Annotated in this window: 24 protein-coding genes; 7 read left to right on the forward strand and 17 right to left on the reverse strand. The window is 69.4% G+C overall.

Going from position 1 to position 26,551, the window contains the following annotated elements; translation table 11 throughout:
• A partial coding sequence (locus ACT6S0_RS02620; RefSeq protein ID WP_444762362.1) for a hypothetical protein occupies nucleotides 1-1,005 on the reverse strand: 1,005 nt, incomplete at its 3' end.
• Nucleotides 1,006-1,096: 91 nt separating this feature from the next.
• On the opposite strand from ACT6S0_RS02620, the gene ACT6S0_RS02625 reads away from it, so the two are divergent.
• Nucleotides 1,097-1,888, forward strand: coding sequence for a DODA-type extradiol aromatic ring-opening family dioxygenase (locus ACT6S0_RS02625; protein WP_444762363.1), 792 nt, complete (start codon nucleotides 1,097-1,099; stop codon nucleotides 1,886-1,888).
• Here ACT6S0_RS02625 and ACT6S0_RS02630 read toward each other — a convergent pair.
• Nucleotides 1,885-2,814 carry a Gfo/Idh/MocA family protein gene (locus ACT6S0_RS02630; RefSeq protein ID WP_444762364.1) on the reverse strand — a complete coding sequence of 310 codons (930 nt, stop codon included), beginning with the start codon at nucleotides 2,812-2,814 and terminating at the stop codon, nucleotides 1,885-1,887. The genes ACT6S0_RS02625 and ACT6S0_RS02630 overlap by 4 nt on opposite strands.
• A 132-nt stretch (nucleotides 2,815-2,946) precedes the next feature.
• On the opposite strand from ACT6S0_RS02630, the gene ACT6S0_RS02635 reads away from it, so the two are divergent.
• Nucleotides 2,947-3,621 (forward strand): 2-keto-4-pentenoate hydratase, encoded by a 675-nt coding sequence (locus tag ACT6S0_RS02635; protein ID WP_444762365.1) that lies wholly within the window; start codon nucleotides 2,947-2,949, stop codon nucleotides 3,619-3,621.
• Here the strand turns inward: ACT6S0_RS02635 and ACT6S0_RS02640 are convergent.
• The 4 genes from ACT6S0_RS02640 to orn form a co-directional block, all read right to left on the reverse strand.
• Nucleotides 3,599-4,189: a DUF1294 domain-containing protein gene (locus tag ACT6S0_RS02640; protein ID WP_444762366.1), complete on the reverse strand. Its 591-nt coding sequence runs from the start codon at nucleotides 4,187-4,189 to the stop codon at nucleotides 3,599-3,601. The two genes, ACT6S0_RS02635 and ACT6S0_RS02640, sit on opposite strands and share 23 nt — an antisense overlap.
• A 74-nt stretch (nucleotides 4,190-4,263) precedes the next feature.
• Complete coding sequence (locus ACT6S0_RS02645; RefSeq protein ID WP_444762367.1) at nucleotides 4,264-5,850, reverse strand: DEAD/DEAH box helicase; 1,587 nt, start codon at nucleotides 5,848-5,850, stop codon at nucleotides 4,264-4,266.
• Between the two features lie 325 nt (nucleotides 5,851-6,175).
• On the reverse strand, nucleotides 6,176-7,939 hold the full coding sequence (locus ACT6S0_RS02650) for a chorismate-binding protein (protein WP_444762368.1): 1,764 nt from the start codon (nucleotides 7,937-7,939) through the stop codon (nucleotides 6,176-6,178).
• Complete coding sequence (orn, locus tag ACT6S0_RS02655; protein WP_444762369.1) at nucleotides 7,936-8,493, reverse strand: oligoribonuclease; 558 nt, start codon at nucleotides 8,491-8,493, stop codon at nucleotides 7,936-7,938. Before orn ends, ACT6S0_RS02650 begins: the two co-directional genes overlap by 4 nt.
• Nucleotides 8,494-8,544: 51 nt before the next feature.
• Between orn and ACT6S0_RS02660 the strand changes: the two genes are divergently transcribed.
• Genes ACT6S0_RS02660 through ACT6S0_RS02675 form a run of 4 tightly spaced genes read left to right on the forward strand, consistent with a single transcriptional unit; the run spans nucleotide 8,545 to nucleotide 11,727 of the window.
• Nucleotides 8,545-9,816: a M48 family metallopeptidase gene (locus ACT6S0_RS02660; protein ID WP_444762370.1), complete on the forward strand. Its 1,272-nt coding sequence runs from the start codon at nucleotides 8,545-8,547 to the stop codon at nucleotides 9,814-9,816.
• Entirely contained in the window at nucleotides 9,813-10,148 is a 336-nt protein-coding gene (locus ACT6S0_RS02665; RefSeq protein ID WP_444762371.1) for a 4a-hydroxytetrahydrobiopterin dehydratase, read from the forward strand. The genes ACT6S0_RS02660 and ACT6S0_RS02665 overlap by 4 nt, the downstream gene beginning before the upstream one ends.
• Entirely contained in the window at nucleotides 10,145-11,047 is a 903-nt protein-coding gene (gene rsgA / locus ACT6S0_RS02670) for a ribosome small subunit-dependent GTPase A (RefSeq protein WP_444762372.1), read from the forward strand. The genes ACT6S0_RS02665 and rsgA overlap by 4 nt, the downstream gene beginning before the upstream one ends.
• Nucleotides 11,047-11,727 (forward strand): DUF3047 domain-containing protein, encoded by a 681-nt coding sequence (locus tag ACT6S0_RS02675; protein WP_444762373.1) that lies wholly within the window; start codon nucleotides 11,047-11,049, stop codon nucleotides 11,725-11,727. The genes rsgA and ACT6S0_RS02675 overlap by 1 nt, the downstream gene beginning before the upstream one ends.
• Before the next feature lie 3 nt (nucleotides 11,728-11,730).
• Here the strand turns inward: ACT6S0_RS02675 and ACT6S0_RS02680 are convergent, their stop codons facing one another.
• The 6 genes from ACT6S0_RS02680 to ACT6S0_RS02705 all read right to left on the reverse strand — a co-directional run bounded on the left by ACT6S0_RS02680 (nucleotide 11,731) and on the right by ACT6S0_RS02705 (nucleotide 18,114).
• Nucleotides 11,731-12,006, reverse strand: coding sequence for a hypothetical protein (locus ACT6S0_RS02680; protein WP_444762374.1), 276 nt, complete (start codon nucleotides 12,004-12,006; stop codon nucleotides 11,731-11,733).
• Between the two features lie 19 nt (nucleotides 12,007-12,025).
• Nucleotides 12,026-12,751 carry an SDR family oxidoreductase gene (locus ACT6S0_RS02685; RefSeq protein WP_444762375.1) on the reverse strand — a complete coding sequence of 242 codons (726 nt, stop codon included), beginning with the start codon at nucleotides 12,749-12,751 and terminating at the stop codon, nucleotides 12,026-12,028.
• A 1-nt stretch (nucleotide 12,752) separates the two neighbouring features.
• A complete protein-coding gene (locus ACT6S0_RS02690; RefSeq protein WP_444762376.1) occupies nucleotides 12,753-13,700 on the reverse strand; it encodes a CsgG/HfaB family protein in 948 nt (315 codons plus the stop codon).
• 85 nt (nucleotides 13,701-13,785) lie between these two features.
• Entirely contained in the window at nucleotides 13,786-16,146 is a 2,361-nt protein-coding gene (locus tag ACT6S0_RS02695) for a penicillin acylase family protein (protein WP_444762377.1), read from the reverse strand.
• Nucleotides 16,146-16,934, reverse strand: a complete 789-nt coding sequence (locus tag ACT6S0_RS02700) for an SDR family oxidoreductase (protein ID WP_444762378.1) — start codon at nucleotides 16,932-16,934, stop codon at nucleotides 16,146-16,148. The genes ACT6S0_RS02695 and ACT6S0_RS02700 overlap by 1 nt, the downstream gene beginning before the upstream one ends.
• Before the next feature lie 64 nt (nucleotides 16,935-16,998).
• The gene (locus tag ACT6S0_RS02705; protein ID WP_444762379.1) at nucleotides 16,999-18,114 is read right to left on the reverse strand and encodes an ABC transporter substrate-binding protein; all 1,116 of its coding nucleotides are present in this window, start codon (nucleotides 18,112-18,114) and stop codon (nucleotides 16,999-17,001) included.
• A 174-nt stretch (nucleotides 18,115-18,288) separates the two neighbouring features.
• Here ACT6S0_RS02705 and ACT6S0_RS02710 point away from each other — a divergent pair, with 174 nt between their 5' ends.
• A complete protein-coding gene (locus ACT6S0_RS02710) occupies nucleotides 18,289-19,917 on the forward strand; it encodes a sensor histidine kinase (protein ID WP_444762380.1) in 1,629 nt (542 codons plus the stop codon).
• Here ACT6S0_RS02710 and ACT6S0_RS02715 read toward each other — a convergent pair.
• The 5 genes from ACT6S0_RS02715 to ACT6S0_RS02735 form a co-directional block, all read right to left on the reverse strand.
• Nucleotides 19,911-20,138: a hypothetical protein gene (locus tag ACT6S0_RS02715; protein ID WP_444762381.1), complete on the reverse strand. Its 228-nt coding sequence runs from the start codon at nucleotides 20,136-20,138 to the stop codon at nucleotides 19,911-19,913. The two genes, ACT6S0_RS02710 and ACT6S0_RS02715, sit on opposite strands and share 7 nt — an antisense overlap.
• Nucleotides 20,139-20,193: 55 nt before the next feature.
• Nucleotides 20,194-21,690 (reverse strand): sucrose phosphorylase, encoded by a 1,497-nt coding sequence (gene gtfA / locus ACT6S0_RS02720; RefSeq protein ID WP_444762382.1) that lies wholly within the window; start codon nucleotides 21,688-21,690, stop codon nucleotides 20,194-20,196.
• Nucleotides 21,687-22,997 (reverse strand): MFS transporter, encoded by a 1,311-nt coding sequence (locus ACT6S0_RS02725; RefSeq protein WP_444762383.1) that lies wholly within the window; start codon nucleotides 22,995-22,997, stop codon nucleotides 21,687-21,689. Before ACT6S0_RS02725 ends, gtfA begins: the two co-directional genes overlap by 4 nt.
• A gap of 159 nt (nucleotides 22,998-23,156) precedes the next feature.
• Nucleotides 23,157-24,038, reverse strand: coding sequence for a PfkB family carbohydrate kinase (locus tag ACT6S0_RS02730; RefSeq protein ID WP_444762384.1), 882 nt, complete (start codon nucleotides 24,036-24,038; stop codon nucleotides 23,157-23,159).
• Nucleotides 24,038-26,359: a TonB-dependent receptor gene (locus ACT6S0_RS02735; protein ID WP_444762385.1), complete on the reverse strand. Its 2,322-nt coding sequence runs from the start codon at nucleotides 26,357-26,359 to the stop codon at nucleotides 24,038-24,040. Before ACT6S0_RS02735 ends, ACT6S0_RS02730 begins: the two co-directional genes overlap by 1 nt.
• Nucleotides 26,360-26,551: the final 192 nt, after the last annotated feature.

Raw genomic sequence — 26,551 nt, forward strand, 5'->3', positions numbered from 1 at the left:
CATCACGGCAAGCTCGCCCGGCGGCGCCGCCACCGCCGCGGGCAGGCCCTCGGGCGCGGCGGCCACGGGCCGGTCACGCTCGAACTCGGCCTCGGCGCCGTCCACCAGCTCTTGCGGCGCCACCATGACCGGGTGCAGGCCGATAGAGACCAGTCCGGCCGCCAGCGCATCCAGCTGCGGCACGGCCTGCAGCCAGCGTCGCACGTCGGTGGTGGTCACGCCGGTGGAGCCCAGCGTCACGCGCTGACGGTCGGCCTGCTGCAGCGCGCGGTTGAACTGGCTGGCCATCGCCAGCAGGCTGGCCTGCGCACCGCCCAGCTCGCGGGCCAACCGCTCCAACCGTGCGTCGCCATGGGTCTGGGCCTGTTCGATGATGGCCTTGAGTGCCTCGCCAGCGCGGTCCACCAGCGTCAGCGCCCGCTCGAAACGCTGGCGCGCCCGGCGCAGCTGGAACTCGCTGCCGCTGGCCATCGCATCGGCAAACTCCTCGCGCAGCCGCGCGAGTTGCGCCAGCAGATGCTGCAGCTGGGCCGGCTGCAGCAGCCCGAGCTGGTGGGCACCTGCAACGCCAGCCAGCAGCGCGGCGAGGTCGGCGTCCTGGTCGGCCGCGTCGGCCGTCAGCGGCTGCAGCAGGCCCACGAGTTGCTGGGCCAGCGGCGTGACGGCATAGGTCTGCGCCGTGGCGTCCCAGGCCAGCAGCTCGGCGTCGCGCAAGCGCTTGAGCACGCTGTCCAGCACCTCGTCGCGCAGCAGGTGGAAGGCATGGTTGAGCGCCTCGCGCGTCAGCCGCGCCTCGCGCAGCGCCATCAGCTCCAGGAACACCCACAGCCGCAGCCGCGTGACGCGCGCGTCACCCTGGAACAGCGCCCGCAGCGCCGCCTGCAGCGGCTCCTGGCGCTCCAGCTGCCACCACAGCAGCGCATCGGCCGGCGCGGCGCCGTCGCGGAAGTAGTCCTCCGCGCGCAGGGCGTCATCTGTGTCTGGGATTGGGGCAGGTTGGGACATGGGGCGCGGATTATCAGTTCAGCCGGTTCGAGTGCTGACGGCAGCTTCGATGAACGCCGACAGGGCAAGGCCGGCCTAAGCTGGCGGCAGCATGAAACAGCCCACCTTCTTCCTCTCCCACGGCGGCGGCCCCTGGCCTTTCATGGACGGCGACTACCGCCGGGCGCACGCCCAGCTGGAGGCATCGCTGCAGGCGCTGCCCGCCACGTTGCCCGCTAGACCGAAGGCCATCCTGATGATCTCGGCGCACTGGGAGGAGGACGTCTTCACGGTGATGACCTCACCGGCGCCCGGCATGTTGTACGACTACGGCGGCTTCCCCGCGCACACCTACGAGGTGGTCTACCCGGCCCCGGGCGACCCGGTACTGGCCGAGCGCGTCGTCGCGTTGATCGAGGCCGCCGGCCTGCCCGCCGCGCGCGATGCCCAGCGCGGCTTCGACCACGGTGCCTTCTGCACGCTGGTGCCGATGTACCCGGACGCGGACGTGCCGGTGGTGCAGCTGTCGCTCAAGCGCGGCCTGAGCCCGGCCGACCATCTGGCGCTGGGCCGGGCGCTGGCGCCGCTGCGCAACGAAGGCATGCTGATTCTCGGCAGCGGCTTCAGCTTTCACAACCTGCGTCTGTACGGCCTGTCGGGGCGCGAGCCGTCAGCGGCTTTCGACGGCTGGCTGCAGGCCGCCCTGCCCGCGCCGAAAGATCGTGACCAGCGGCTGCTGGCCTGGGCCCAGGCTCCGGCCGCGCGTATCGCCCACCCGCGCGAGGAGCACCTGTTGCCGCTGATGGTCGCCGCCGGCGCCGCAGAGGGCGACACCGCGAGCAGCAACTATCACGAGACCGACGTCATGGGCGGCGTGACGGCGTCAAGCTTCAGGTTCGGCTAGACGTGGTGCGCCGCCACCGTGCGGCGCTCGCCGATCAGGAAGGCATCGGCCACCAACTGGAATGGCCGCCAGTCGACTTCCGACTGGCCCCCCGCGCACAGCTCGGCAAAGCGGGCATAAAGCCGGGGGTACTCGCCCGCCAGCGCCGCGTCGCCAGCCACCGGCCGGCCGTCGATCTCCAGCACACCGCCACCCTGAGACAGGCGCAGGCGGCCGGTCGTCGTGAGCAGCTCGATGTCCCAGGTCTGCTCGCCCTTCTGGCGGAAGTCGAACACCGCATTCACCGCGACACCGGCCTCGGTCCGCAGGTCCAGGTGCGCCGCGACGGGTGCCTGCTGGTTCTCGGGGAACTCCAACAAAGCCTTGTGGACGAAGGCCTCTTCGACCAGCACCTCGGTCAGCACCGACAGCGCATTGATGCCCGGGTCGAACACGCCCAGGCCGCCGGCATCCCAGATCCATTGCTGGCCAGGGTGCCAGTGGTGCACGTCTTCCTTCCAGGTGATGGTGCCGCCGGTCAGCGCGCGGCCCTTGAGCCAATCGCGCGCCGCGTCCACGCCCGCGGCGAAGCGCGAGTGCCAGGTCTGAAACAAGCTGCGACCGTGCCGCGCCGCTTCGGCCTGCAGCAGTGCAATCTGCCGCGTTGTCGCGGCAGGCGGCTTTTCCAGCATGACGTGCTTGCCGGCGCGCAGTGCGGCCAGCGCCGCGTCGAAGTGGGCGTTGGGCGGCGTGCAGATGGAGATGGCATCCAGCTCGGGCACGGCGGCCAGCATCGCCTCGACGCTGGTGAAGCTGGCCACGCCGTCCACGCTGGCGTTGCGGCTGGCGGTGGCCACCAGCTCGAAGCGCGGGTCGGCGGCGAGCGCCGGAATGTGTTGATCGCGGGCGATCTTGCCGATACCTACCAAGCCCAACTTCAATGCCATGTTGCTTCCAGAATTTTGATGTCGCGGGCGATGCGCGCTGCCCGCGTATACATTGCGCGCGGGCCGATGCCCCGAGGCACTTTCATCTTAAGGTCCGGTTAGACGGCGACCCGCGCAGCAGCGCTCACACTCATGACCGAAGCTCTGATCCATGCCCTTGTCGACGCCCACCGGAACGGCACCCGGCTGCGGGTAGCCGACTGGTCCGACACGGTGCGTGACGAAGCCGATGCCTATGCCGTGCAAGAGGGCGTGGCGGCCGCGCTGCGCTGGCCGCTGGACCGATGGAAGTCAGGTGGCGCCGGTGCGCAGGGGCCGTTCAGCCACTCGCCGGTCAACCCGGTCGCCGGCGCCGCGCTGCTCGGCATCGAAGCCGAGGTGGCGCTGCGCGTCGGCGCGGATGGCCTGCCGCAGGCCATGTGCATCGCCGTCGAGTTGGTTGCTTCGCGCTGGGCCGAAGGCCTGGACGCACCCGCCCTGCTGCGCATGGCCGACCACCAATCCAACGCCGGCCTGCTGCTGGGCCCGTGGCAGCCGTATCACGCGCTGGACTGGCGCCAACTGCCATGGTGCCTGGCGATGCCCGGTCAGCCGGACATCATGCATCGCGGCGGGCATGCGCTGGCCGATCCGGCCGGCGTGCTGCCCGCCTGGCTGGCGCACGCGACCCGGCACGGCGCCCCGCTGCGCGCCGGCACCATCGTGACGACCGGCGCCTGGGGCGGGTTGCATCCTTGGAGCGGCGAACTGCGCGGCACGCTGAGCTTCGAGGGCCTGGGCGAGTTCAGCTTTTCAGCAGCGGCGTGAAGACGGCGACGAAGGCCGCGATGTTGACGAGCACCGTCAGCCAATAGATCCGCCGGAACTCTCGCTTGGCGCTCTTGTGACGCAACAGGTGCTGGGCCAGCAGCGCGCCCGGCCAGCCGCAGGCCAGCGACAGCGCGTGCAGCGTGTTCTCGGCCACGCGCCAGCCGCCACGCGCCGCGGCGCGCTTGTCCAGCCAGTAGACGATGAAGGTGGCCATGCTCATCGCCGAGTAGGCGCCCCAGAACCAATTCGGCAGGCCCCACAGCAGACGGCTTGCCAGCACGAAACTCGCGAATGCCGGGATCAGCAACAGCACGCGGCCGTCGTCACGAGGCGCCTGGGCGGGTGGCGCGCGGCGCGGCTCGAGGCTTTGGACATCGAGCGCGCGCGGCTTGCGTTGGGCATCCAGGCCGGGCAGGTAGCTGAGACGCTCACCGACGAACGGGCGCTGCGCCCTCAGCCCGAAGGCCTTGATGTGCACGAAGAGCCGGGCGCCGCCGCCATCCGGCGTGACGAAGCCGTAGCCCTTGGCGTCGTCCCAGTGGGTCAGGCTGCCGGTTTGTCGCATGTCTTTCTGCCATGAAAAAGGCCTGCTTGCGCAGGCCTGTCATCATCCCTCAGCCTGGTTCACAGGCGCGGGGCTCAGCGGCCGAAGCCACCCTTGCGCGGGCCGCTCGGCGGGCGACGGTCGCCGAAAGCCGGCTTGGCGCCGAAGCTCGGCTTGCCACCAAAGCCGGGCTTGGCGCCGGGCGTGAAGGGGCGGTCACCGCGCGGTGCAAAACCACGGTCGTCACGGGGCTGGAAGCCGCGGTCATCACGTGGTGCGAAACCACGCTCGTCGCCACGCGGCTGGAAGCCTTCGGGGCGCGGCTGGAAGCCACGGTCGTCGCGCGGGGCAAAGCCACGGTCCGGCTGACCGAAGGGCTTGCCGGCACCATGTTGCGGGCGGTCATCACGACGGAAGGGCTTGTTGCCAAAACTGGGGCGGCCACCGCCAAAGTTGCCACGCGGGGCACGGTCGTCGAAGGAGCCGGCCGGGCGCGGCGGGAAGATGCGCGGCTCTTGCGTCTTGGGCTCCAGGCCCGCGATCTGCTCGACCGGGATCTGTTGCGTCGTGAATTGCTGGATGCGGCGGATCATCGACACGTCCTCGCGCATGCCCAGCGTGATGGCCAGGCCGGCACGGCCCGCGCGGCCGGTGCGGCCGATGCGGTGGACATAGTCCTCGGCCTTCATCGGCAGGCCGTAGTTGATGACGTGGCTGATGGTCGGCACGTCGATGCCGCGGGCAGCCACGTCGGTGGCCACCAGCACGCGCACCTGCTTGCTGCGCAGGGCCTGCAGCACGCGGTTGCGCTTGCCTTGCGGCATCGCGCCGTGCAGCGGGGCGACCGAGTGGCCGATCTCGGCCAAGCGCTCGGCCAGCCAGTCGGCATCGCGCTGGGTGCTGGTGAAGACGACGGCCTGGTCCATCTCCGGATTGGCCAGGATGGCTTCCAGCAGCTGGTCCTTGTGGTTGGGGTTGTCGGCCCAGTGCAGGCGCTGCGTGATGTTCTCGTGCGTGTCGGTGTGGTTGGCCACCTCGATGCGCTCGGGGTTCTTCAGCAGGTCCTGCGCCAGGCGGCCGACGTGGCCGGCAAACGTGGCGCTGAACATCACCGTCTGGCGCTCGGCCGGGGTGTTGCCCGCAATCATGGTGATGTCGTCGATGAAGCCCATGTCCAGCATGCGGTCGGCTTCGTCCAGCACCAGCATCTCGACATTGCCCAGCACGCACTTGCCGGAGTTGATGTGGTCGATCAGGCGGCCGGGCGTGGCGATCAGGATGTCCAGCGGGCCCATCAGCTGGCGGATCTGCAGCGGGTAGGGCATGCCGCCCAGCACCGTCGCGACCTTCAGGCCGGGGATGAAGCGGCCATAGGTCTGCGCGGCCTTGGCCACTTGCATGGCCAGCTCACGCGTGGGTGCCAGCACCAAAATCTTGGGGCCGTAGATCTTGCCCTTTTCGCGGCGGGTGTTGTCCGTGCCGCGTGCGGCCAGGATCTTCTCCAGCGCCGGCAGGATGAAAGCGGCGGTCTTGCCGGAGCCGGTGCGCGCCGAGACCATCAGGTCCTTGTTGGCGATACCGGCGGGAATGGCGAGCGTCTGCACGTCGGTGGCCGTCTCGTAGCCGGAATCTTTCACGGCCTTCATCACAACGTCGCTCAGGCCAAGGTTCTCGAAACTCATGTCAATCTTTCAGTCAAAAGCCCGTCCACGCCGCCGGTTGAGCGGGCGCGCAGGCGCCGGACGGCTTACAGCCGTCTGGCAGTCATAGTCGCTGGGAGAAAGCTCGTGTCGGGCGGCTCGGCTTGCCTAGGCAACGCCGGATGCGCCACGGGGGAACAGTCAAAGCGACGGCTTCATCGCCGCCGACCGATCCACGAGGGGTGTTCGAGAAGCCGCCATGATCGAAATCAATTCTGCGGGCCGAACGAGGTCAGAGGAGACGTACGAAGCTCGGTTGGAACCGAGCGAAGCCGCGACTGTAGCACGGCTCAGGGTTTTCACCAAATCACGCGGGCATCAGCTCGGCAGGCAGCCAGCCGCGCAGGCTGTTGAAGAAGGCCAGCCCCTGGGCGCGGGCCAGGTCGGCGCGCGTCAGCGGCGCTTCCTTGACGCGCCCTTGCGCCAGCAACTCGGCCCTCAGGACGCCGGGCAGGAGGCCGCTTGCCAGAGGCGGCGTCAGCCACTGGCCGTCGAGCTGCAAGGCCAGATTGCCGAAGCTGCACTCGGTCAGTTCGCCGGACTCGTTCCACAGGATGACGTCAAACGCCTCGGCCGCCTTGGCGAAGCCGGCATAGAGCTCGCGGCGCGTCGTCTTGTGGACGAGGAATTCAGCAGCCGGGCCCCGCGTCGCGATGGGCCGGTCGGCGAGTGCCAGCCGCACGGGCTCGGCCGTGGCTGCAAAGGCGGCCAGCGTGTGGGCGATCCGCCCTTCGCCGTCGCAGGTCAGGCGCAGCCGCCAGCTGCCCTGCCCATTCGCCTCGGCGACCGCCTTCAGCCGAGCGCGCGCCTCGGCCAGCGAGAAGCGCAAGCCGAAGTGCCGCGCGGTGCGCTGCATGCGGGCCAGATGGGCTTCACCGCGCAGCGCCACGCCGTTGTCCAGCCGCAGGGTCTCCAGTGCCTCGACGGGCGCCTCGGCACGGGCCAGAAAGCGCGACTTGGCGCGCCATTCGGCAATCTCGGCGGCGGGCGCGCTGTCCAGCGTGATGGCGCTGCCAACGCCGCAGGTCAGCACTTCGGCGCGGAACTCGACGGTGCGGATGGGCACATTGAACGTCGCCACACCGCCCGGCTGGATGAGCCCGAGCGCGCCGCAATACCAGCCGCGCGGCGTCGGCTCCAGCTCGCGGATGACCTGCATGGCGCGGACCTTGGGCGCGCCGGTCACCGAGCCACAGGGGAAAAGCGCCGCGAAGGCCTCAGCCAGCGACAGCCCGGCGCGGCTGACCGCAGTGACGGTGGAGGTCATCTGCCAGACCGTCGGCAGCGCATGCAGCTCGAACAGCCGCGGCACCCGCACCGTGCCGAGCTGGGCGACGCGGCTCAGGTCGTTGCGCAGCAGGTCCACGATCATCAGGTTCTCCGCCCTCTCCTTCTCGCTGGTGCGCAGATGAGCCTGCGCCGCCTCGTCGTCGACCCGGTCGCGGCCGCGCGGCGCGGTGCCCTTCATCGGCTGGGCGGCCAGCAGCCAGCTGGCCTTGGCACCGGGCACGGGGCGCCAGTCGAAGAAGAGCTCGGGCGACACGCTGGCCGCGCCGGCCTCGCGCAGGAAGAGGCTGAAGCCGCCCGGCTGGCTGGTGTGCAGGGCCAGGAAGAGCTGCGCCGCGTCAAGACCTCCTGCAGCGGCGCTCAGCCGCGTCGTCAGGTTGACCTGGTAGCAGTCGCCGGCGCGGATGTAGTCGCGGATGCGCTCGATGGCGGCGCTCGCATCGGGCTCGGCATCGCGCCAGCCGAGCAAGCCGGTATGAGCCACCGCCTCGTCGGGCCAGGGCTCGGGCGCCTGCTCGTAGACGGCGAACTCGGCCAACGGCGCCGCTGCAGGATGCGTCGACAACGCGGCGTCGAAGGCGGCGGCGGCCTCATAGCGCAAGCCGCCCAGCACCCAGGCGCCCGCGCGCGACGCCGCTTCGGCCTGGGTGATGACCGCCCTCACCTCGTCGTGCCGCGTCGCCCGCAACCAGCGCGACGGCGGCACGGACCAGCTGCCGCGCAGCCGCTCCCCATCCTCCCGCGCGAGCGGATGGCGTGGGAAGTCGAACGCCGCGTGGATCAAAGCGCCAGCAAATGCGTCCGGTAGTGCACTAGCTCGTCGATGGACTCGTGGATGTCCGCCAACGCGGTGTGCGCCTGGGCCTTCTTGAAGCCCTCCAGCGCCGACGGCTTCCAGCGCTTGGCGAGTTCCTTCAGCGTCGACACGTCGAGGTTGCGGTAGTGGAAAAAGCTCTCCAGCTCCGGCATGTAGTTGGCGAGGAAGCGCCGGTCCTGGCAGATGCTGTTGCCGCACATCGGGCTCTTGCCCTTGGGCACATAAGCTTTCAGGAAGGCGATGGTCTGCGCGACGGCATCGGCCTCGCTGATCGTCGAAGCCTTCACGCGGTCGATGAGGCCACTGCGGCCATGCGTGCCCTTGTTCCAGGCGTCCATCGCGTCCAGCGTCGCATCGCTCTGGTGGATGGCGAAGACCGGGCCCTCGATGCGCGTTGCGAGGTTGGGGTCAGTGACGACAACGGCAATCTCGATGATGCGGTCGGTGTCGGGATAGAGCCCCGTCATCTCAAGGTCGATCCAGATCAGGTTGTTGTCGCTGGAGGCAAGGGTGTCGGACATGTTGGGCTCGCTCTGAAGAGCTGCGAATTCTCGCAGCCTAAACTTCGCCCCATGTCTCCCACGCTGTTGTCCTTCGCGTTCGCACTTGCCCTCGCGGCCTCGCTGATGGTCAAGTTCTGGCTGTCCACGCGGCAGATCCGCCACGTGGCGGCGCACCGCGACGCGGTGCCCGCCGCCTTTGCCGGCAGCGTCACGTTGGCGGCGCACCAGAAGGCGGCCGACTACACCATCGCGCGCAGCCGCTTCGGCCTGCTGGCCCTGGCATTCAACGCCGCCGTGCTGCTGGGCTGGACGCTGCTGGGCGGGCTGCATGCGCTCAACGGCTGGGTGCTCGAACTGAGCGGCGCGCTGCCCGAGGGCTGGCGGACCATGGGCTACCAGCTCGGCCTGGTCGGCGCCTTCGTGTTGATCGGCTCGCTGCTGGACCTGCCCTGGGAGATGTGGTCGACCTTCAGGATCGAACAGGCCTTCGGCTTCAACCGCACGACGCTGCGCCTGTACCTCGCCGACATGCTCAAGGGCCTGGCCGTGGGCGTCCTGCTGGGCCTGCCCATCGTCGCGCTGATCCTGTGGCTGATGGGCGCCGCCGGCCCGCTCTGGTGGTTGTGGGCCTGGCTCGCCTGGGTGGGCTTCCAGTTGCTGGTCATGGTGCTGTATCCCACGGTCATCGCGCCGCTGTTCAACAAGTTCGAGCCGCTGACCGATGCGGCGCTGAAAGAGCGTGTCGAGCGCCTGATGGCCCGTTGCGGTTTCGCCGCCAAGGGCCTGTTCGTCATGGATGGCAGCCGGCGGTCGGCGCATGGCAATGCCTATTTCAGCGGCTTCGGCCCCGCCAAGCGCGTCGTCTTCTTCGACACGCTGCTGACCAAGCTCAACGGCGGCGAGGTGGAGGCCGTGCTGGCGCATGAGCTTGGCCATTTCAAGCACCGTCACATCACCAAGCGCATTGCCCTGATGTTCGCGATGAGCCTGGCCGGCTTCGCGCTGCTGGGCTGGCTGGCCGAAGCACCGGCCTTCTACGCGGGCCTGGGCGTGCGGCCGTCGCTCGGCGCGCCCAACGATGCGCTGGCCCTCATCCTCTTCCTGCTCGCCGGTCCGGTGTTCGGCTTCTTCGTCACGCCTCTGGCAGCCCACTTCTCACGCCGCGACGAGTTCCAGGCCGATGCCTACGCGCGCGCCCAAGCCAGCGGCGCCGCCCTGTCATCTGCGCTGCTCAAACTGCACGAGGACAACGCCGGCACGCTGACACCGGACCCGGTCTATGCGCGCTTCTATTACTCACACCCACCCGCTGCTGAACGCCTCGCCGCGCTCGCCACATGACTGACCTTTTGCTTGCCCAATGTGACCCCAAAGCCGCGCTGCTGGACGCCGACACGCGCGCCCGCATGCTCGCCGCTCTGCCCGGCTGGCTGCCCGACCCCGAGAACAAGCTGATCGCAAAGCGCTTCGGCTTCGCAAACTTCTACCAGACGATGGCTTTCGTCGACGCGGTCGCCGAGATCGCGCATGCGCAGGACCATCACCCCGAGTTGCACGTCGGCTTCGATGCCTGCACCGTCAGCTACACAACCCACTCGCGCGGTGGGCTGACGCTCAACGACGCCATCTGTGCGGCACAAGTGAGCGCCTTGCCCGAAGCGACCGCTGGATGAACAAGTTCCAGGCGCTGGACCTGGGACTGGTCGTGCGCGGCCACGGGCGGCACTACATCGTCGAGGACTCGAAAGGCGAGCGTTTCGTCTGTCACCCACGCGGCAAGAAGAGCGAGGCTGTCGTGGGCGACCAAGTGCGGTTTGCCGACTCCGGCGACGAAGGCGTCATCGAGGCCGTCGAGCCACGCCGCAATCTGCTGTTCCGCCAGGACGAGTGGAAGACCAAGAGCTTTGCGGCCAATCTCGACCAGCTGCTGGTGCTGGTCGCCGTCGAGCCGGTCTTCAGCGAATCGCAGCTCACGCGCTCGCTGATCGCCGCGGAGTCTGCCGGCATACGCATGGCCATCGCCCTGAACAAGACGGATCTGCCCGGCACCGACGCCGCCCGCGAGCGCCTCAAGCCTTACCACGCCATGGGCCTGAAGATGTTCGAGGTGGCGCTCAAGGCGGACCGCGAGGGCTCGCGTGCGACCCTGGACCCCTGGCTGGCCGGCCAGCGCACCTTCGTCCTGGGCCCCAGCGGCACCGGCAAGAGCACGCTGATCAACCTGCTCGTGAAGGATGCGCAGGCCCAGATCGGCGAGATCTCTCAGGCGCTCAACTCCGGCCGCCACACCACAACGACGACGCAGTGGTACTGGACGAACGACTCGCGCACAACCGCACTGATCGATTCACCCGGCTTCCAGGAGTTCGGCCTGCGCCAGATAGCCCCCGCTGACTTGTGGCGCTACATGCCCGACCTGCGCGAGCATGCCCATTGCCGGTTTGCCAACTGCAGCCACATCCACGAGCCCGACTGCGGCGTGCGCGCGGCCGTCGCGGCCGGGCAGATCAGCCCCGGCCGCTACCGCATCTACGGCGAGATCCTCGAAGAACTGCAACGCAAAAGCTGGTGATGCGCGGAACGCTGCTGACCGTCGGCGCCCTGGCCCTGCTGGCCGGCTGCGCCACCCCGACCATGCCGCCGCCCGCCGCCGAAGGCTGGCAGCCGCTGTCGCTGCCCGGCAAGGCGGTGACCCACTACAGCTGGACCGAGAAGGACGGACGGCCAGCACTGGAGGCCTCGTCCGAGCGCTCGGCCAGCATCTGGCGCAAGCGGCTGGACCCGGCGCTGCTCAAGGTCGGCGAAGTCAGCTTTTCCTGGTGGGTGCAGGGGCTGATCCCCGACGCCAACGTCGCGGACGTCGAGCGCGAGGACGCGGTCGCGCGCGTCATCTTCGGCTTTGGCGGCGACATCGACGCCCTGCCCCTGCGCACGCGCATGAAGTTCGAGCTGGCCCAGGCCCTGACCGGCGAGGTGCCGCCCTATGCGACGCTGATGTATGTCTGGGATAGCAAGCTGCCAGTCGGCACCGTCGTCGTCAACCCGCGCAGCGACCGCATCCGCAAGCTCGTCGTCGACTCCGGCCCGGGCGAGCTGCGCCGCTGGCGTGAACACCGTCGCGACCTGGCCGCCGACTTCCGCCTCGCCTTCGGCGAGACCGCCGGCCCGCTGCTGTCGATGGCCGTCATGACGGACAGCGACAACAGCCGCGCGTCGGCCCGCACCTGGTACGGGCCCGTCGAACTGAGGTGAGGCTTACTGCGGCCAACGCCGCTCGGGCGGCCGCAGCGACAGCGGCGCCGCGTCCTTCACTTCGCGCGCCTCGATGTCGACGACATCGCCAGCCGGTGGCTTGTGGCCGGCCCAGGGGTTCTTGTTGACGCGAAAGCTCAGGTTCGGCTTGCGGCCAGTCAGCAGGCGGACCAGCACGAAGGTGACGAAGCCCAGCACGGCGATCACGAAAAGGCCGAGGCCTATGAGGGCCCCGATGACGATCATCAGCAGGCGAAGCAGCGAACGGAGCAGGCGCATGGCCGGTATTTTGACCGGCTCAACCGCGTCCGACGAAAGGCATGCTCGTCGCCATGACGGTCATCGTCTGCACATTGGCCGACAGCGGCAGCCCGGCCATGTAGACGACGGCACGCGCGACGTCGTCCACATCCATGCGCGGCTCGACGGCGACAGTGCCGTTGGCCTGGGGCACGCCGCGCAGCATCTTCTCGGTCATCTCGGTGGCGGCATTGCCGATGTCGATCTGGCCCGCCGCAATGTCGAAGGCACGGCCATCCAGGCTCAGCGCCTTGGTCAGGCCCGTGATCGCGTGCTTGGTCGACGTGTACGGCGCCGAGAACGGCCGCGGCGCATGGGCGGAGATGGAGCCGTTGTTGATGATGCGGCCGCCGCGCGGCGCCTGCGTCTTCATCAGCGCGAACGCGGCGCGCGCGCACAGGAAGCTGCCGGTCAGGTTGGTGTCGACGACGGCGCGCCACTGGGCCACGGTCAGCTCGTCGATGGGCACGGGCGGCGCGCCCATGCCCGCGTTGTTGAAGAGCAGGTCCAGGCGACCGAAGCGCTCACGCAGCTGGGCGAAGGCCGCATCGACCTGGGCCTCATCGGCCACGTCGGCCGGCAGCACCAGCGCATCGGGCAGCGACTCGCGCAGGGTGGCCTCGCGCCGGCCCATCAGCGCCAGCGTCCAGCCCTCGGCCGCCAGCGCGCGGGCGACGGCCCGGCCGATGCCCGAGCCGCCGCCGGTGACGAGGGCCACCTTCATCTCAACGACCGGCCGGCGCCACCAGCGTGCGCTGCACCCAGCCGCTGAAGTTGGCCGCGTCGACCTGGACGAAACCGTCCTTGACCTCGCCGGTGGCCACGAGTTCATCGCTGCGGTTGAGCGTGGCGACGACCTTGCCGTCGCGCGATGGCGCCGCATAGACCTTCACGTTGGAGATCTTGGCGACCAGCATCTGGCCGGCCGGCACCGGCGCGCCCGCTTGAGTTGACGCGCCTGCGTTGGCATCGCCGGAGGCGCTGCCGGTGCGGATCAGGCTGCCCTGGTCGCGGATGGTCAGCACGATCTTGTTGAAGTTGTCGAGGAAGCTGGCCGCGATCAGCTTGCCCTCGGCCGTGCTGGTGTAGCCGCCCAGGCCGCCGATGGCACCGCCGCCGAAACCCCATCCTCCGATGGAGAAGTCCATCTTGCTGGCCTTGCCCTCTGCTGCGGCCACCTGGATGCTGGATCGCACGTCGGCGAGCAGCAGGCTGGTGGATGCGTCCTTGAACTTCAGGCCGCCGGCAATGGCGCCGAGCACCCCGAGCTTGCCGCCGAGGAAGCCGCCGAGGCCGCCACTGGTGTTGGCGCCGACCTGCACATTCGGCGTCATGACGAAGTCGGCTGCCTGCATCTGGCCCTTGCCGATGTTGGACTCCTGGCGCATCTCGCCGGCCGCGGCCAGCGAGCGCTCCTGCTGGATGTTCTGCATCGCCTGGCCCCGCTCGACGACGTCAAAGCAGCCCGACTGCTGCACCATCATGCGCAGCAGCGCGGCAGGCGAGCCCAGGCCGTAATGCGACAGGTGGTTCCAGCCATGCTGGGGCTCGGCCACCGCCAGCACGCCGAGCTTCTTGGAACACTTCTCGACAGTGGAACCGCCCCCCTCTGTCTGGGCCAGGACGGACGTCGTCAGGCCAGCCAGCATCAGCGCATACAGGGTCTTTTTCATCTCGGCAATCCTCCAGAAAACGTCGATTGTGCCCAGGCCAGGCAGCACCGGGCATCCCCAGCCCACACGAGCAAGGTCGCCTGGATCAGGGTCGCAGCACCAGGCGATGCACCGTCTCGCCCGGCAGGAAGGCCAGCGGTTCAGCCGCCAGCCAGGCGGCGTGGTCGCTGCGGTAGAAGGGCGACAAAGGATGGCCGCTCTGGCCGCCCGGGATGACGAGGATGCCGCGCTCCTCATGGCCGGGCGAGACCACCATGCGCTCGCTCTGGCCATGGCCGCGGTCGTGCACGCGGGGCATGTGGGCGTCGCCCGCCATGCCCTGCGAGGCCTGGTCCAGCCAGCGCGCGAGCGGCGGCACGGCGGCACTCAGCGGGTGGCGCATGCTGGTGACGTTCTCGGCGCCCCAAACGGCGGCGGCGAGGCTGCCATGCTTGGCGAGCAGTTCCCTGCGGCTGTCGAGCACGGCGCGTTGCAGCAGCTCGGGCCAGCTCTTGAATCCCGCCGGCAGGGTGTCGGGCCGGGCGGCCTGGATCAGCGCCCAGCCGGGCGTCTCGGGCACCAGCTTCAAGTCGCTGAGCTTGACGCCCTGGGCCTCCATGAGACCGGCCAGCGGCATGAACAGGCTGCCCAGCGTCTTCAGGCGGAACGCCCGCACGAGCAGGTAGCCGACCGCGTCGGGCCGCGCGGCCTCGGCGCTCTGCTCGACCTCGACGCGATAGTCGGCCAGGCCGTTGGCGGCGACGAAATCAGGGGTCAGGACTTGCTCCAGCAACAGCTGGCGCCAGCGCTGCAGGAAGAGCGCCCGGTGGTCGAGCTGGATGGCGTGCAGGCCCGCCTCGTCGAGCTTGTCGTGGGCGCGCAGGCCGTCGCGGATCTGCAGCCCGCGGGCGCCGAGGTCCCAGCCGCCATTGCCGACGAGCTTCATCGCCTCGCCGCCGATCATGCGTGCATTGGCCGTCCACAGCCGGCCGTCGGGCGGGTCGACGAGGCGCGGCTGCTCGGCAGCCGCCAGATAACCCTGCCAGCGTGAGCGGCCATCGCTCCAGTCCTGCGGGCGGTCGGGGTCGACGCCGCCGACGCGCCTTGGGATGGCGCCGATGACCGTCCAGGCGATGCGGCCGCTGGCGTCACCCACCACCAGGTTCTGGGCCGGCATGCCCGCGCCCGCGGCCAGCTGCACGGCCTCGTCGACGCTGCCGGCGGTTTCCATCTGCATCAGCCGCACATTCGCGCCTTCGCCGTCGTGCGCAACCCAGCGCAGCGCGTAGGCGTGGCCCGGCGCGGCGCGCTGCGGCAAGACGGGGCCCCATTCGCTTTCCAGCACGACATGGTCGACCGCCGCCTCGCCGGCCACCTCGATGCGCTCGACCACGCGCCGCAGCAGCCGCTCAGCCCTGCCTGCCAGGTAATGCGTGCCGGCCGCATTGAGCTTGAGCGTGACGACATCGGCCCAGTCGGACGTGGTGTTCGTGAAGCCCCAGGCCACGCGCCCGTTGCTGCCGACGAGCAGCAGCGGCGTGCCGGGCAGGGTCACGCCGGCGATGTCGTGGCTGCCGGCGCTGCCCTTCCATTTCATGCGCGTCTTGAACCAGGTGCCGGGCGAGCGCAGGCCGAGGTGCATGTCGTCGGCGACGATGGCCCGCCCCTCGGCACCGCGCGCGGCGGCGACGGCGAAGTTGTTGCTGCCGAGGCTGCTCGCATCCCGCAGGCTGCAGTCGCTGCAGGCCGTCCTGGCGGCGCGCAAGGCCTCGGGCATGGGGCTGGCCGGCAGCGGCACGGCGGTCACGCGGCTGTCGTCAAGCGCGGCCTGCCAGTCGGCGCTGTGCTGGGTCAGGAAGGCGTACCAATCGGCCGGCACGGCGGCGTGCAGCAGGCCCATGGCGATGTCGTCACGGCCCTGGGCGCCCTGCAGGTCGAGGTACATGCCGTAGCCGACCAGCAGGGTATCGGCCGCCGTCCATGCCTTGGGCACCTGGCGCAGCACGAAGTACTCGGGCGGCCGGCTGGAGAGCGCCGCGAGGCCGGCGTTGACGCCGCTCACGTAGGCGTCCAGCAGCGCGCGCTCGTCGGCCGGCAGCGCGGCCAGGCCGGCCTCGGCACGGTGGCGGAAACGGTGCAGGCGCCGCGCTTTGTCCAGCGGCAGCGCCTTCGCGCCCACCAACGCCGACAGCTCGCCCGCGGCGTTGCGCCGCATCAGGTCCATTTGGAAGAAGCGCTCCTGCGCATGCACGAAGCCCAGGCCACGCGCGACGTCCAGCCGCGTCTCGGCGGTCAGCGTCAGGTAGCCGCGGGCATCGCGCTGGGCTTCGACCGGCGCAGCCAGCGCGGGCAGCGCCCGCTCGCCGTCGAGCTGCGCCAGGCTGCCGCGCAAGGCCAGCCACAGTGCCAGGACGAGCAGCAGCACGAGCAGCAGCAGACCGCCCAGGATGCGCTTGAGCCAGGCCATCAGAAGGTCCCGGGAAAGCTGCCGCCGTCGAGCAGGATGTTCTGCCCGGTCAGATAGCCGGCCTGTGCGCTGCACAACATGGCGCAGATGGCGCCGAACTCGGCCGCGCTGCCAAAGCGCTGGGCAGGTATGGCCGCACGCCGCCTGGCCGCGACTTCGCCTTCCGCAAGCCCGGTCTTGGCAGCACCGGCGGCCATGGTCTTCCTCAGGCGGTCGGTGTCGAAGGCGCCCGGCAGCAGGTTGTTGATGGTCACGTTGGCGCCGGCCAGGCGCGGCTGGCGGGCCAGGCCGGCGACGAACCCGGTCAACCCCGAGCGCGCACCGTTGGACAGGCCCAGCACGTCGATGGGCGCCTTCACGGCGCCGGAGGTGATGTTGACGATGCGGCCGAAACCGCGCGCGGCCATCGCATCGACGGTGGCCTTGATCAGCTCGATGGGCGTCAGCATGTTGGCGTCCAACGCCGCGATCCACTGCTCGCGCCCCCAGTCGCGGAAGTCGCCCGGCGGCGGGCCGCCGGCGTTGTTGACGAGGATGTCGATCTGCGGGCAGGCGGCCAGTGCGGCGGCACGGCCCTCCGGCGTGGCGATGTCGCCGGTGACCGCGCGCACCTCGACGGTCGGGTTCAGCGCACGCAGCGCTGCGGCCGTGGCGAGCAGATCGGCCTCGCCGCGCGCCGTGATGACGACATGGGCGCCCTCACCCACCAGCGCCTCGGCGCAGCCGCGGCCCAGCCCCTTGCTCGCTGCGCAGACCAATGCCCAGCGGCCATTCAATCCCAGATCCATGTCAGCTCTCCGGCATCACAAGCAGGCGCGCATCATCGCGCGAGCCGAGGCCGACTGCCGCCGGTCACCGCCAGAACTTGCCGTCAGGGCCGACGATGGACACGTCGGTGAACTCCAGGCCGTTGTGCTCTTTCTCGGTGTAGTTCACCTGCAGGCCGCCGAGGTCGATGCGCGAGCCTTCAAGTGCCTTGGCGAAGGCATCGCGATTGATGTCCTTGCCCGCTGCGCGCTTCAAGGTCTCGACAACCAGCTTGGCCGCGGCAAAGCCTTCAAGCTGCGCCGGTGTCAGCTCGCCGTGGCCGGCCGCCTTGGCCAGGCCCAGGGCCTCGCGCACCAGCGGGTTGGCGGTGGAACGCTCGTAGGGGAAGAGCTGGGTCACGACGATGCCGCGGGCGTTGTCGCCGAGCGCCTTGACGAACTCGCTGGAGGCGTTGTTGGACAGCGTCGCAACGTGGGCCGTCGAGCCCGCGGCGCGCAGCGCATTGACGCCTTCGACGACAGCGTAGGCCGGGCCGATCAGGACGACCGCCTCGATGTTGGCCCGGGCGATGGCCTGCATGGTCGGTGCCAGGTCGGGCTTGTTGCGGTCGAAGCGCAGGTTGGACAGGGCGCGCAACTTGAGGTCGTCCAGGCCCTTGATCGCGCCCTTGCCGGCATCGTTGCCGAAGGGGTCGTTGACCTGCACGATGGTGATGCGCTTGACGCCGATGCCCACCAGGTGCTTGACCGCGCGCTCTGCCTCCTTTTGGTAGCTGGCGCGCAGGTGGTAGACCCAGGGCTGCGCCGGCTCGCGCAGGCTGATGGCCCCGGTGGCCGGCGCGATCAGCGGCAGCTTGTTCTCCTTGAGCACCGGCAGCATGGCCTCGGTGGGGCCGGTGCCGCGGCTGAGCATCAGCGCCAGCACACCCTGGCTGGCCAGCGACTTGGCCGCGGCTGCGGCGGTCGCCGGGTTGTATTTGTCGTCCTGGGTGAGGAACTCGATGTTCTGGCCGCGGATGCCGCCTTGGGCATTGACCGCGTCGAAGTACAAGCGCGCGCCTTCGGCGCTCTCGCGCACGATGCCGGCGACGGGCCCGGAGAACCCGGCCACCATGCCGATGCGCAAGCTGCCCTGGGCGAAAGCGCCATTCATTGCAATGGAGGTGGCAAATGACGCCAACAGGCCGACCCAACGCTTCATTGTTTTTCTCCTGGCCACGCGCCGGGGGACGCGATCTGGCGGCGGATTGTGGGGCCTGCCCCCCCGCTGGCAGGAGGCCCGTCGCCCCAGGAAAAACCCGGGCTTCACCGGCTCCGAATGCGCATTTCGACCGCTTTTGCCGGGCCTACACTCGGCCCGCCCTCGCGCGCCCTCATGCCGGAAAGCCACCTGTCACCGCCAGCCGTCCGACCGCCCCAGCAGCCCGCGCATCTGTTCGGCTGGCAGCGCAATTCGCTGACCTTCGCCGTCGTGCTGGCCCTGCTGCTCGGCCTGCTGCTGCCGACGACGGCCGTGCTGCTCTACGACGGCCAGAAGACGCGCGCGACGGCGATGGAGGACCTCAAGCGCGACCTCGCGCGCGCCACCGAGGTGATGGCGTTGTCGCTGGCCGAGCCGGTCTGGCAGGTGTCGCCCGACCTGGCCGACCCCATGGTCAAGGCGCAGATGGACGACCCGCGCTTCGTGTCGGTGCAGGTCGTCGAGCCGGCGTCGTCGGCGCCCTTCCTGTCGCAGCAGCGCCCCGGTGATGTCGACAGCGACCTGGTGCTGAGCCAAACCCGCCCCATCCAGCGCGACGGCCGCGAGATCGCCCGGCTCACAGTGCGCATGAGCGCGGCGCCGCTGCTGCAGGCCAAGCAGGCGGAGGTCTGGCGCACGGTCTGGCGCAGCATGCTGACACTGACGCTATCCCTCGTGCTGATGCTGTGGGTGCTGCAGCGCTATGTCATGCGCCCGATGACGGAGCTGACAGGGGCGGCCGAGGCGCTGGCCGCCGGCCGGCTCGACCAGCCACTGCACGTGGGCGGCGCCGACGAGATCGCCCGCGTGGGTGCGGCGATGGAACGCATGCGCCAGGCGCTGCTGTCGGCCTTCGAGGCGCTGCGCCAGCACAACGTCAACCTCGAAGAGACCGTGGCCCAGCGCACGGCCGAGCTCACGACCAGCAATGCGGAGCTGTCAGAGGCACTGCAGACGCTGCAGACCGCCCAGCGCGAGCTGGTGGAGTCGGAGAAGCTCGCCTCACTGGGCCGCCTGGTGGCCGGCGTGGCGCATGAACTGAACACGCCGCTGGGCAATGCGCTGACCGTCGTGTCGACGCTGGACGACCGCTACAAGCAGCTCGAAGCCATGCTGGCGGGGAACGTGCAGATGCGTCGCAGCACGCTGGAGGAGCTGGCGCGCGACACGCGGCGTGCCCAGGACATCCTGCAGCGCAACGTGCAGAAGGCGGCCGACCTGGTGCGCGACTTCAAGCAGGTGGCCATCGACCAAACGGCGGACTTGCGGCGCGACTTCGACCTCGGCAAGGTGGTCGAGGACATGCTCGTCATGGTGGAGCCCAGCTTCAAGCACACACCCTTCGTCATCAATACCGAGCTCTGCCACGGCCTGATGATGAACAGCTACCCGGGGGCGCTCGGCCAGGTGCTGACCAATCTGCTGATGAACGCCCTGCTGCACGGCTTCGAGGGCGTCGAGCGGGGCCGCGTGACGTTGCGCTGCGCGCCGCTGAACGACACCGAGGCCGAGCTCAGCGTCAGCGACGACGGCCGCGGCATGGACGAGTCAGTGCGGCGGCGCATCTTCGACCCCTTCTTCACGACCAAGCTGGGCACCGGCGGCTCCGGGCTGGGTATGCACATCGTGCACAGCATCGTGACCAATGTGCTGGGCGGCCAGATCGAGGTGAGGTCCACCCCCGGCGAAGGCACGCAGATGCTGATGCGCCTGCCGCGGATGGCGCCGCAGCGCGCCGGCGGCGAGGCGTCGCCGAGTTACTGAGAAGCCGCCGAGGCCGGGCCGGAGGTCGCCTCGACCGCAGCCGCCACAGCGGCCGATGCTGCCGCCGAAGCGGCGGCATCGGTGGATGCTGCTGGCGCCGGCTCATGGCTGCTGGAGATGCCATGCGATTCGCCGCTGAGGTCGATGTCGCCGCCGCTCTTGGTCAGGATGAACAGCGCCAGTGCGGCAAAGGCGATAAACGCGACGATCAACTTCCACATGCTCGTGTCTCCACAGGTTTGTACTGCGGCGGATTCTGCGGCTGCAGGCTGACGCTCAACTGAAGGCGAAGGCCGCGCTGGCGCCGCCCTCGGTGCTGTGGGTCAGCTCGTGGGCCAGCGTCGCGAAGTCGATGCGCAGCGCTGCCCAGTGGCCGGCCCGCCGCCAGCGCAGATGCAGCTCGTCCGCACCGCCGGGCTCGACCTGGAAGTCGCCACCGAAGGCCGGGTGGCGGTTGCGCAACCTGATGAGATCGATGAGGCGGCGCACGACCGGGCGCTCGCAGTCGCGGGCGATCTCGTCTTCGGCGTAGAAGTGGCGGTTGATGTCGCGACCGACCTGGGTGCGTGCCAGCAGGTCCATGTCGTTGTGACCCGCCAGCAGGCCGACGTAGTAGACCTGCGGCACGCCGGGCAGGAAGAACTGGATGGCGCGCGCCAGCAGATAGGCGGTCTCGTCGCCACCCATGGCGTCGAAGAAGCTGCAGTTGACCTGGTAGAGGTCGAGGTTGCTGGCGGCCGCGCCGGTGGCCAGGCGGCTCTGGCCGCCGCTGGCGGCGTGGATGCGCTCGACCAGCGCGTCCAGCTCCTCCGGCGGCACCAGGCCGGGCTGGGCGGCGCGGTCGCTGGCGTCGGCGCCGATGTCGATGATGCCGATGCCGTCATGGGTGTCGAGCACCGTCAGCGCATTGGTCGGGCGGATGCCTATCCAGCGCTTGAGCGGTGCGGCCGTCTTGAACGCGAAGGCATGCAGCACCAGCGGCGGCAGCGCGAAGTCGTAGACCCAGTCCACCTCGCGCGCGATCTCGATCTGGCGCTGGAAGTAGGCGTGGATCTCGACGAGGACCTCGATGCCGAGCGCCCTCGCCTCGGCGGCGAACTCGGCGATGAAGTCGAAGGTCTCCGGCATCATGAAACAGCTGGCACCCGCCTTCTTGATGGCATAGCCGGCGGCGTCCAGGCGCACCAGGCGGATGCCGTTGGCGGCAAAGGTCGCCAGGATGCCGGTGAGGTAGGCGCGGCCCTGGGGGTGGCGCACGGCGATGTCGATCTGCGTGGCGGTGAAGGTCGTCCAGAGGATGCGGCGCTCGCCGTTCTTCAGTGCGGCATAGGTCAGCGGCAGCCCGGGGCGCGGCCGGTAGACGGCCAGCAGGTCCCGCTCGCTGGCGCCGCCGGGGAAGACGGCGTCCAGCGTCAGGAACAGGCCCGCATGGGCCGAGGCCTCGCCCTTTGCCGAGTAGTCGAGGAACTGCGGCGACGCGCTGGACATGTGGTTGACGATGACGTCGGCCATCACATCCAGGCCCTCGGTCAGCGCCTTGATGTCGCCCCAGTCGCCCAGGCGCGGGTCGACCCGGGTGTGGTCGATGGGATCGAAGCCCGCATCCGCGCCGTCGATGGCATCGAAGAAGGGCAGCAGGTGGACGCCGCCGAACACGCCCTGCATTGGCGAGCCGGGGCCGCACAGCAGCGCCTTCAGGCGGCGTAGGTCGGCGCCGTCGCGCTGGCCGCCGAGGCGGTCGACATAGGTGATGAGTTGGACTTGGTTTTTCATGAGGACTTGGGCGTCTTGACCGCCAGCACGCACAGCGCGGCCAGGGCCAGCAACACGCCGGCCAGGCGGATGACGTTTTCGGGGCGGCCGCCGAGCAGGCTGTCGTAGACCAGCGGCAGCGTCACGGCCTGGATCAGCATCGGGATGACGATGAACATGTTGAAGATGCCCATGTAAACGCCGGCGCGCTCGGGCGGGATGCTGCCGGCCAGCAGCACATAGGGATTGCCCATGATGGAACCCCAGGCCAGGCCGATGCCCAGCATGGGCAGGAACAGCCAGGCCTGGTTGTCGACCCCGGTGATGCCGGGCAACGCCCACATGCCGGCCGCCGCGCAGACGAGCGCGAAAGCGTGGACCCATTTCGCGCCCAGCCGCTTGGTGAAGGGCACCATCGCGAACGCGGCGACGAAGGCGACGGCGTTGTAGAAGCCGCCGACCTGGCCGTTGAGCAGCGCCGCGTCGCGAAAGCCGCTGCTTGCCGGGTCGTCGGTGCCGAAGACGGTGGCGGCCAGTGTCGGCACGATATAGATCCAGTAGCACATCATCCCGTACCACTGGAACAGCGCCATCCACCACAGCCGCCGCATCACCGGCGGCATGTCGCGCAGCGCGGCCCAGATCTCGGCCAGCGCCGGGACGAAGCCATGGGGCAACGCGCGCAGGCGGGCGATCTCGGCAGCCGGCAGCGGCAGCTCGGGCACCTTGCGGATGGACCACCAGACCGTCGTGAAGGACAGCAGCGCGCCGAGCATGAAGGCCAGCGTCGTGACCACCGGGATGCCGTTGGCGCCCAGCGCGTCCTTGTTCATGCCGAAGAAGACCAGCAGGCTGGGCGTGAGATAGGCCAGGGTCTGCGCCAGGCCGGTGAAGGAGGCCTGGGTGAGGAAACCGCTGGCGTGCTGCTCCTCGCGCAGCCGGTCGCTGACGTAGGCGCGGTAGGGCTCCATGGTCACGTTGTTGGCCGCGTCCAGGATCCACAGCAGGCCGGCCGCGAACCACAGCGCCGGGCTGAAGGGCATCAGCAGCAGGCCCAGCGAACAGATCAGCGCACCGATCAGGAAGTAAGGCGTGCGCCGGCCCAACCGGTGTGTGGTGCGGTCGCTCATCGCGCCGATGAGGGGTTGCACGAGCAGGCCGGTGACGGGGCCGGCCAGCCAGAGATAGGGCAGGTCCTTGCCGTCGGCGCCCAGCATCTGGTAGATCGGGCTCATATTGGCCTGCTGGAGACCGAAGCTGAACTGGATGCCGAGGAAGCCGACATTCATGTTCAGGATCTGAGAGAAGGACAGGTGGGGCTTGTGCATCTCTCAGTCTTTCATTCGGCGTTCGCGGCCCATGCCGGGCATCAAGCCCAAGGCGACATGCGGCAAGAGAACACAGCCACAGAGGCACAGAGACACAGCGGGACCTTCATCCCGCTGCCTCTGTGTCTCTGTGCCTCTGTGGGCTTGTTTGGTTTTCATTCACTCACCGGCCGGCAGCGCGTGCACGGCCTCGCGCCAGGCGGCCAACGTGGTCGGGTCAGCCGGCAATGGGCCGCGCACGCCGCAGATCATCGCGGCGTAGCGGTTGGCCAGCGCCAGCGTGGCGCTCAGGTCAAGGCCCAGCGACAGGCCGGCCAGCAGCACGGCCGTGAAGCCGTCGCCCGCGCCGACGCTGTCGATGAAGTCGGGTTGCGCCACGCCCTGCCCTGCCGCCGACACCTGGCCTTGCTCGCCGTGCAGCGAGTAACCAGACGCGCCGCGCGTCACGACCAGGCGCTGCAGTGCAAAGCGGGCCATCAGCGCGGGCAGCGTGGGTCCGAACCAGCCGAGCAGACGGTCGAGTTCGTCCTCGTTGAGCTTGACCCAGTCGGCCAGCATCAGCGACTCGGCAGCCAGCTCCGGCGTGTCGCTGCCGGGGCGCAGGTTGAGGTCGAGCAGGCGCAGCCCGGACGCACGTTTGACCGTGGCACGGATGGCCGCGCGCGACACGGCATGGCGCTGGGCGAGGCTGCCGAAGTAGACGATGCCGGCGCCTGCCGCCGCGGGCGTTTCGAGATGGTCCCAGGCCGCATCGGCATGGATCTCGAAGCGGTGGCCGCTGCCCTGGTCCTCGTGCACGCTGACGCGACCAGTCGCACGGGTCGCGTCGCGCTGGATGCCGTCGACCGCCAGGCCGAAGCGTGCAGCACTGTCCAGCACAAGCCGGCCGGCTGCGTCATCGACGCCGATGCGGCTGACGAAACGCACCGGCGCGCCGAGCGCTGCCAGCGAGCGCGCCACGTTGAAGGGTGCGCCGCCAGCCACCGAGCCGTCATGGAACTCGTCCACGAGGGCTTCGCCGATCACCAGGACGCGCGCCATCAGAAGCTGTAGCGCAACGAGGCCTTCACGGTGCGGCCCGTGTAGGCGCGCGCGGCGCCGCGGCCGTCGTTGCTCTCGGTGTAGGCCAGCTCGTTGAGGAGGTTGTTGGCCGCCAGCGAAAGCGTCGCACGGTCGGTGAGCGCATAGCTCGCGAACGCGTTGACGACGGTGTAGGCCGGCAGCGTGATCGTCAGCGGGCCGGTCGGGCCGTCGTCCTGGCTCTTGGTCGTGCCGACGATGCCGACGCCGACGGTCAGCGCATCGCCGATGTAGGCCGTGGGCGTGAGCTGGTAGACCAGCTTGGCCTGGCGCTTGGGTGCGCGGCCATCGGCCTGCTTGGCGTCGGTATAGGTCAGGCCGCCCACCAGGTTGAAGACACCCAGGCGGGCCGAGGCTTCCAGCTCCAGGCCCTTGCTGCGGTAGCTGTTGGCCCGGGCGACGATGGGGTTGGTCGTCACGTCGACATTGACCTCGTCGGTCTTGGCATGGAAGAGGGTCGCGAACAGGCTCATGCCGCCGCCGCGGATCTTCACGCCGGCCTCGGCCTGCTTGACCTGGTTGGTCGGGATGGTGGGGCTCTTGCCGTTGACGAGGTCGGGGTTGTTGAAGAAGGTGATGCGGTCGGCGTTGTAGGCGGCACCGTCGGAGTAGCGGGCGAAGACGGACAGGTCCTTGCTCAGCGCGTAGTTGCCGCCCAGCGAATAGGACGTGCGACCGAAGTCGTAGTCGATGGCGTTGGGCCGCGTCAGGTCATAGCTGATGCCGGCGTTGGACTGGTAGTAGGCGCCACTGGCCTTCTGGTTGTCGCGGCGTAGGCCGATGTCGGCCGACAGCGCGCCCGACTCCAGGTTGAGCACCACATAGGGCGCGTTGGTCGTGTACTTGCTGTCCTGGGTGTTGCTGCAGCAACCACCGAAGCCCGGCGAGCCGTTGACGACGCCGGGCACGTTGAGCACGCGGGCGCCGCTTTCGTGGGCCGACAGCGAGTACTGGTTGAAGTTCCACGTCAGGTCGAGCTTCTGCACCGAGGTGTAGAGGCCGGCGACGGCGCTGAGCTTGGCGGCGCCGCCGAGGTCGAAATCGCGCGAGAACTTCAGATCGTTGGCCATCAGGCCGGCGTTGTCGACCCGGGTGTTGAAGACAACGGCGGTGAACCTGTTGCCCGTGTAGGCCGCGCCGGCGCCGGGGCCGGTCGCAAGCGTCGTGCCGGCCGGTGCGGCGGACACGTCGTCGCCGGGGAAGATGCCGATGAAGCGGCCCGAGTTCTTGCTCCACGAGAACTTGTTCTGCAGCCGGAAGCCGCCACCAGCGTCGAGGTCGACCTCGGCGCCGAAGGCATCGCTCTTGGCCACCAGGCCGTCGCGGATATTGCTGCTGGCGCGGCCGTTGGTATTGGTCAGCGTGTTGTCCAGCGGCCAGGCAGCGTTGTAGAAGGCAGCGCGGCGCGGGTCCAGGCCGGGGATCTGCTGGATGCTGCCATTCACATAGCGCACCGGCGTGGGCATGAAGCTCGGGCTGCGGTCGTCGAGGTGCTTGAAGCTGAAACGCACATGGCTCTTGCCCTCCAGCTCGAAGGTGACGTTGCCGCGGACCTGCCCACCGTTCTCGGTACCGTCGGCGCCCTCGCGGCCGCCATCGCCGACGCGGTAAAAGCCGCCGATGTAGAAACGCGTCTTGGGTGCCAGGCGGCCGCCGTAACCGATGTCCACGCGGGTCTGGTCGAAGTCCAGCCCTTTGGTCAGCTGGATGCTGCCGCCCTGCTCCAGGCCGGTCTTGCTGATGAAGTTGATGATGCCGCCCGGCGCGCCGGTGGCCAGCAGCGCAGCTGAGCCGCCGCGCACGACCTCCAGGCGCTCGAAGCCCGCATCGGCGCGCATCCAGGTGTCAGGCGTGGCGAAGGCGACGTCACCGAACTGCAGCACGGGCAGGCCGTCTTCCTGGAACTGGATATAGCGCGCGCCGCCGGCCGAGACCGGGATGCCGCGCACGGCGACATTGGCATTGGACTCGCCGCCGCTGGCCTCGGCGCGGATGCCGGGCACGCCGCGCAGCAGGTCCGTCGAACTGGCGGCGGTGACGGCCGCCACGCCTTCGCTCTCGATGGTCGAGATGGCGACGCTGGAACGCATCTTGGACTTGGCCGACGAAGCGCCGGTGACGACGACCTGGTCGAGCTTGAGGCCGTCAGCGGTCTCGCTGGCCGCCTGCTGGGCCTGGGCGGTGGCCGCGCCGAGCAGCGCCAGGGCGATGGCGGAGGCCACTGGCCGGCGGGCGAGACGGCGGCCGTATGGAAGGGCGTGGGGCGAGGCGGGGCGGGTCATGGTGTCTCCTGGGTTCGTGTGTGCAAGCCTTCTGCGAGGCAGACCGTGCCGGCACCGCTGGGCGCCGATCCGTGCCGTCATTCTGCGATCCGAAACCCATCTTTGCAATCGATTGCAGCTTGGTGTTTACACTTAGCAAAAGCCTCGCATGTGGGAATCATGAAAACGATTGCTCAGGCGCCGGCGCACGGC

The organism is Roseateles sp., from assembly GCF_052436255.1.
In the GTDB taxonomy this organism is placed as follows: Bacteria; Pseudomonadota; Gammaproteobacteria; order Burkholderiales; family Burkholderiaceae_C; genus Pelomonas.

Bases quoted from the DNA above. Each gene is read 5' to 3' on its own strand.
- ACT6S0_RS02625 (WP_444762363.1), top strand. From the start codon at position 1,097: ATGAAACAGCCCACCTTCTTCCTCTCCCACGGCGGCGGCCCCTGGCCT.
- ACT6S0_RS02630 (WP_444762364.1), bottom strand. From the start codon at position 2,814: ATGGCATTGAAGTTGGGCTTGGTAGGTATCGGCAAGATCGCCCGCGAT.
- ACT6S0_RS02635 (WP_444762365.1), top strand. From the start codon at position 2,947: ATGACCGAAGCTCTGATCCATGCCCTTGTCGACGCCCACCGGAACGGC.
- ACT6S0_RS02640 (WP_444762366.1), bottom strand. From the start codon at position 4,189: ATGCGACAAACCGGCAGCCTGACCCACTGGGACGACGCCAAGGGCTAC.
- ACT6S0_RS02645 (WP_444762367.1), bottom strand. From the start codon at position 5,850: ATGAGTTTCGAGAACCTTGGCCTGAGCGACGTTGTGATGAAGGCCGTG.
- orn (WP_444762369.1), bottom strand. From the start codon at position 8,493: ATGTCCGACACCCTTGCCTCCAGCGACAACAACCTGATCTGGATCGAC.
- ACT6S0_RS02660 (WP_444762370.1), top strand. From the start codon at position 8,545: ATGTCTCCCACGCTGTTGTCCTTCGCGTTCGCACTTGCCCTCGCGGCC.
- ACT6S0_RS02665 (WP_444762371.1), top strand. From the start codon at position 9,813: ATGACTGACCTTTTGCTTGCCCAATGTGACCCCAAAGCCGCGCTGCTG.
- rsgA (WP_444762372.1), top strand. From the start codon at position 10,145: ATGAACAAGTTCCAGGCGCTGGACCTGGGACTGGTCGTGCGCGGCCAC.
- ACT6S0_RS02675 (WP_444762373.1), top strand. From the start codon at position 11,047: ATGCGCGGAACGCTGCTGACCGTCGGCGCCCTGGCCCTGCTGGCCGGC.
- ACT6S0_RS02680 (WP_444762374.1), bottom strand. From the start codon at position 12,006: ATGCGCCTGCTCCGTTCGCTGCTTCGCCTGCTGATGATCGTCATCGGG.
- ACT6S0_RS02685 (WP_444762375.1), bottom strand. From the start codon at position 12,751: ATGAAGGTGGCCCTCGTCACCGGCGGCGGCTCGGGCATCGGCCGGGCC.
- ACT6S0_RS02690 (WP_444762376.1), bottom strand. From the start codon at position 13,700: ATGAAAAAGACCCTGTATGCGCTGATGCTGGCTGGCCTGACGACGTCC.
- ACT6S0_RS02695 (WP_444762377.1), bottom strand. From the start codon at position 16,146: ATGGCCTGGCTCAAGCGCATCCTGGGCGGTCTGCTGCTGCTCGTGCTG.
- ACT6S0_RS02700 (WP_444762378.1), bottom strand. From the start codon at position 16,934: ATGGATCTGGGATTGAATGGCCGCTGGGCATTGGTCTGCGCAGCGAGC.
- ACT6S0_RS02705 (WP_444762379.1), bottom strand. From the start codon at position 18,114: ATGAAGCGTTGGGTCGGCCTGTTGGCGTCATTTGCCACCTCCATTGCA.
- ACT6S0_RS02710 (WP_444762380.1), top strand. From the start codon at position 18,289: ATGCCGGAAAGCCACCTGTCACCGCCAGCCGTCCGACCGCCCCAGCAG.
- ACT6S0_RS02715 (WP_444762381.1), bottom strand. From the start codon at position 20,138: ATGTGGAAGTTGATCGTCGCGTTTATCGCCTTTGCCGCACTGGCGCTG.
- gtfA (WP_444762382.1), bottom strand. From the start codon at position 21,690: ATGAAAAACCAAGTCCAACTCATCACCTATGTCGACCGCCTCGGCGGC.
- ACT6S0_RS02725 (WP_444762383.1), bottom strand. From the start codon at position 22,997: ATGCACAAGCCCCACCTGTCCTTCTCTCAGATCCTGAACATGAATGTC.
- ACT6S0_RS02730 (WP_444762384.1), bottom strand. From the start codon at position 24,038: ATGGCGCGCGTCCTGGTGATCGGCGAAGCCCTCGTGGACGAGTTCCAT.
- ACT6S0_RS02735 (WP_444762385.1), bottom strand. From the start codon at position 26,359: ATGACCCGCCCCGCCTCGCCCCACGCCCTTCCATACGGCCGCCGTCTC.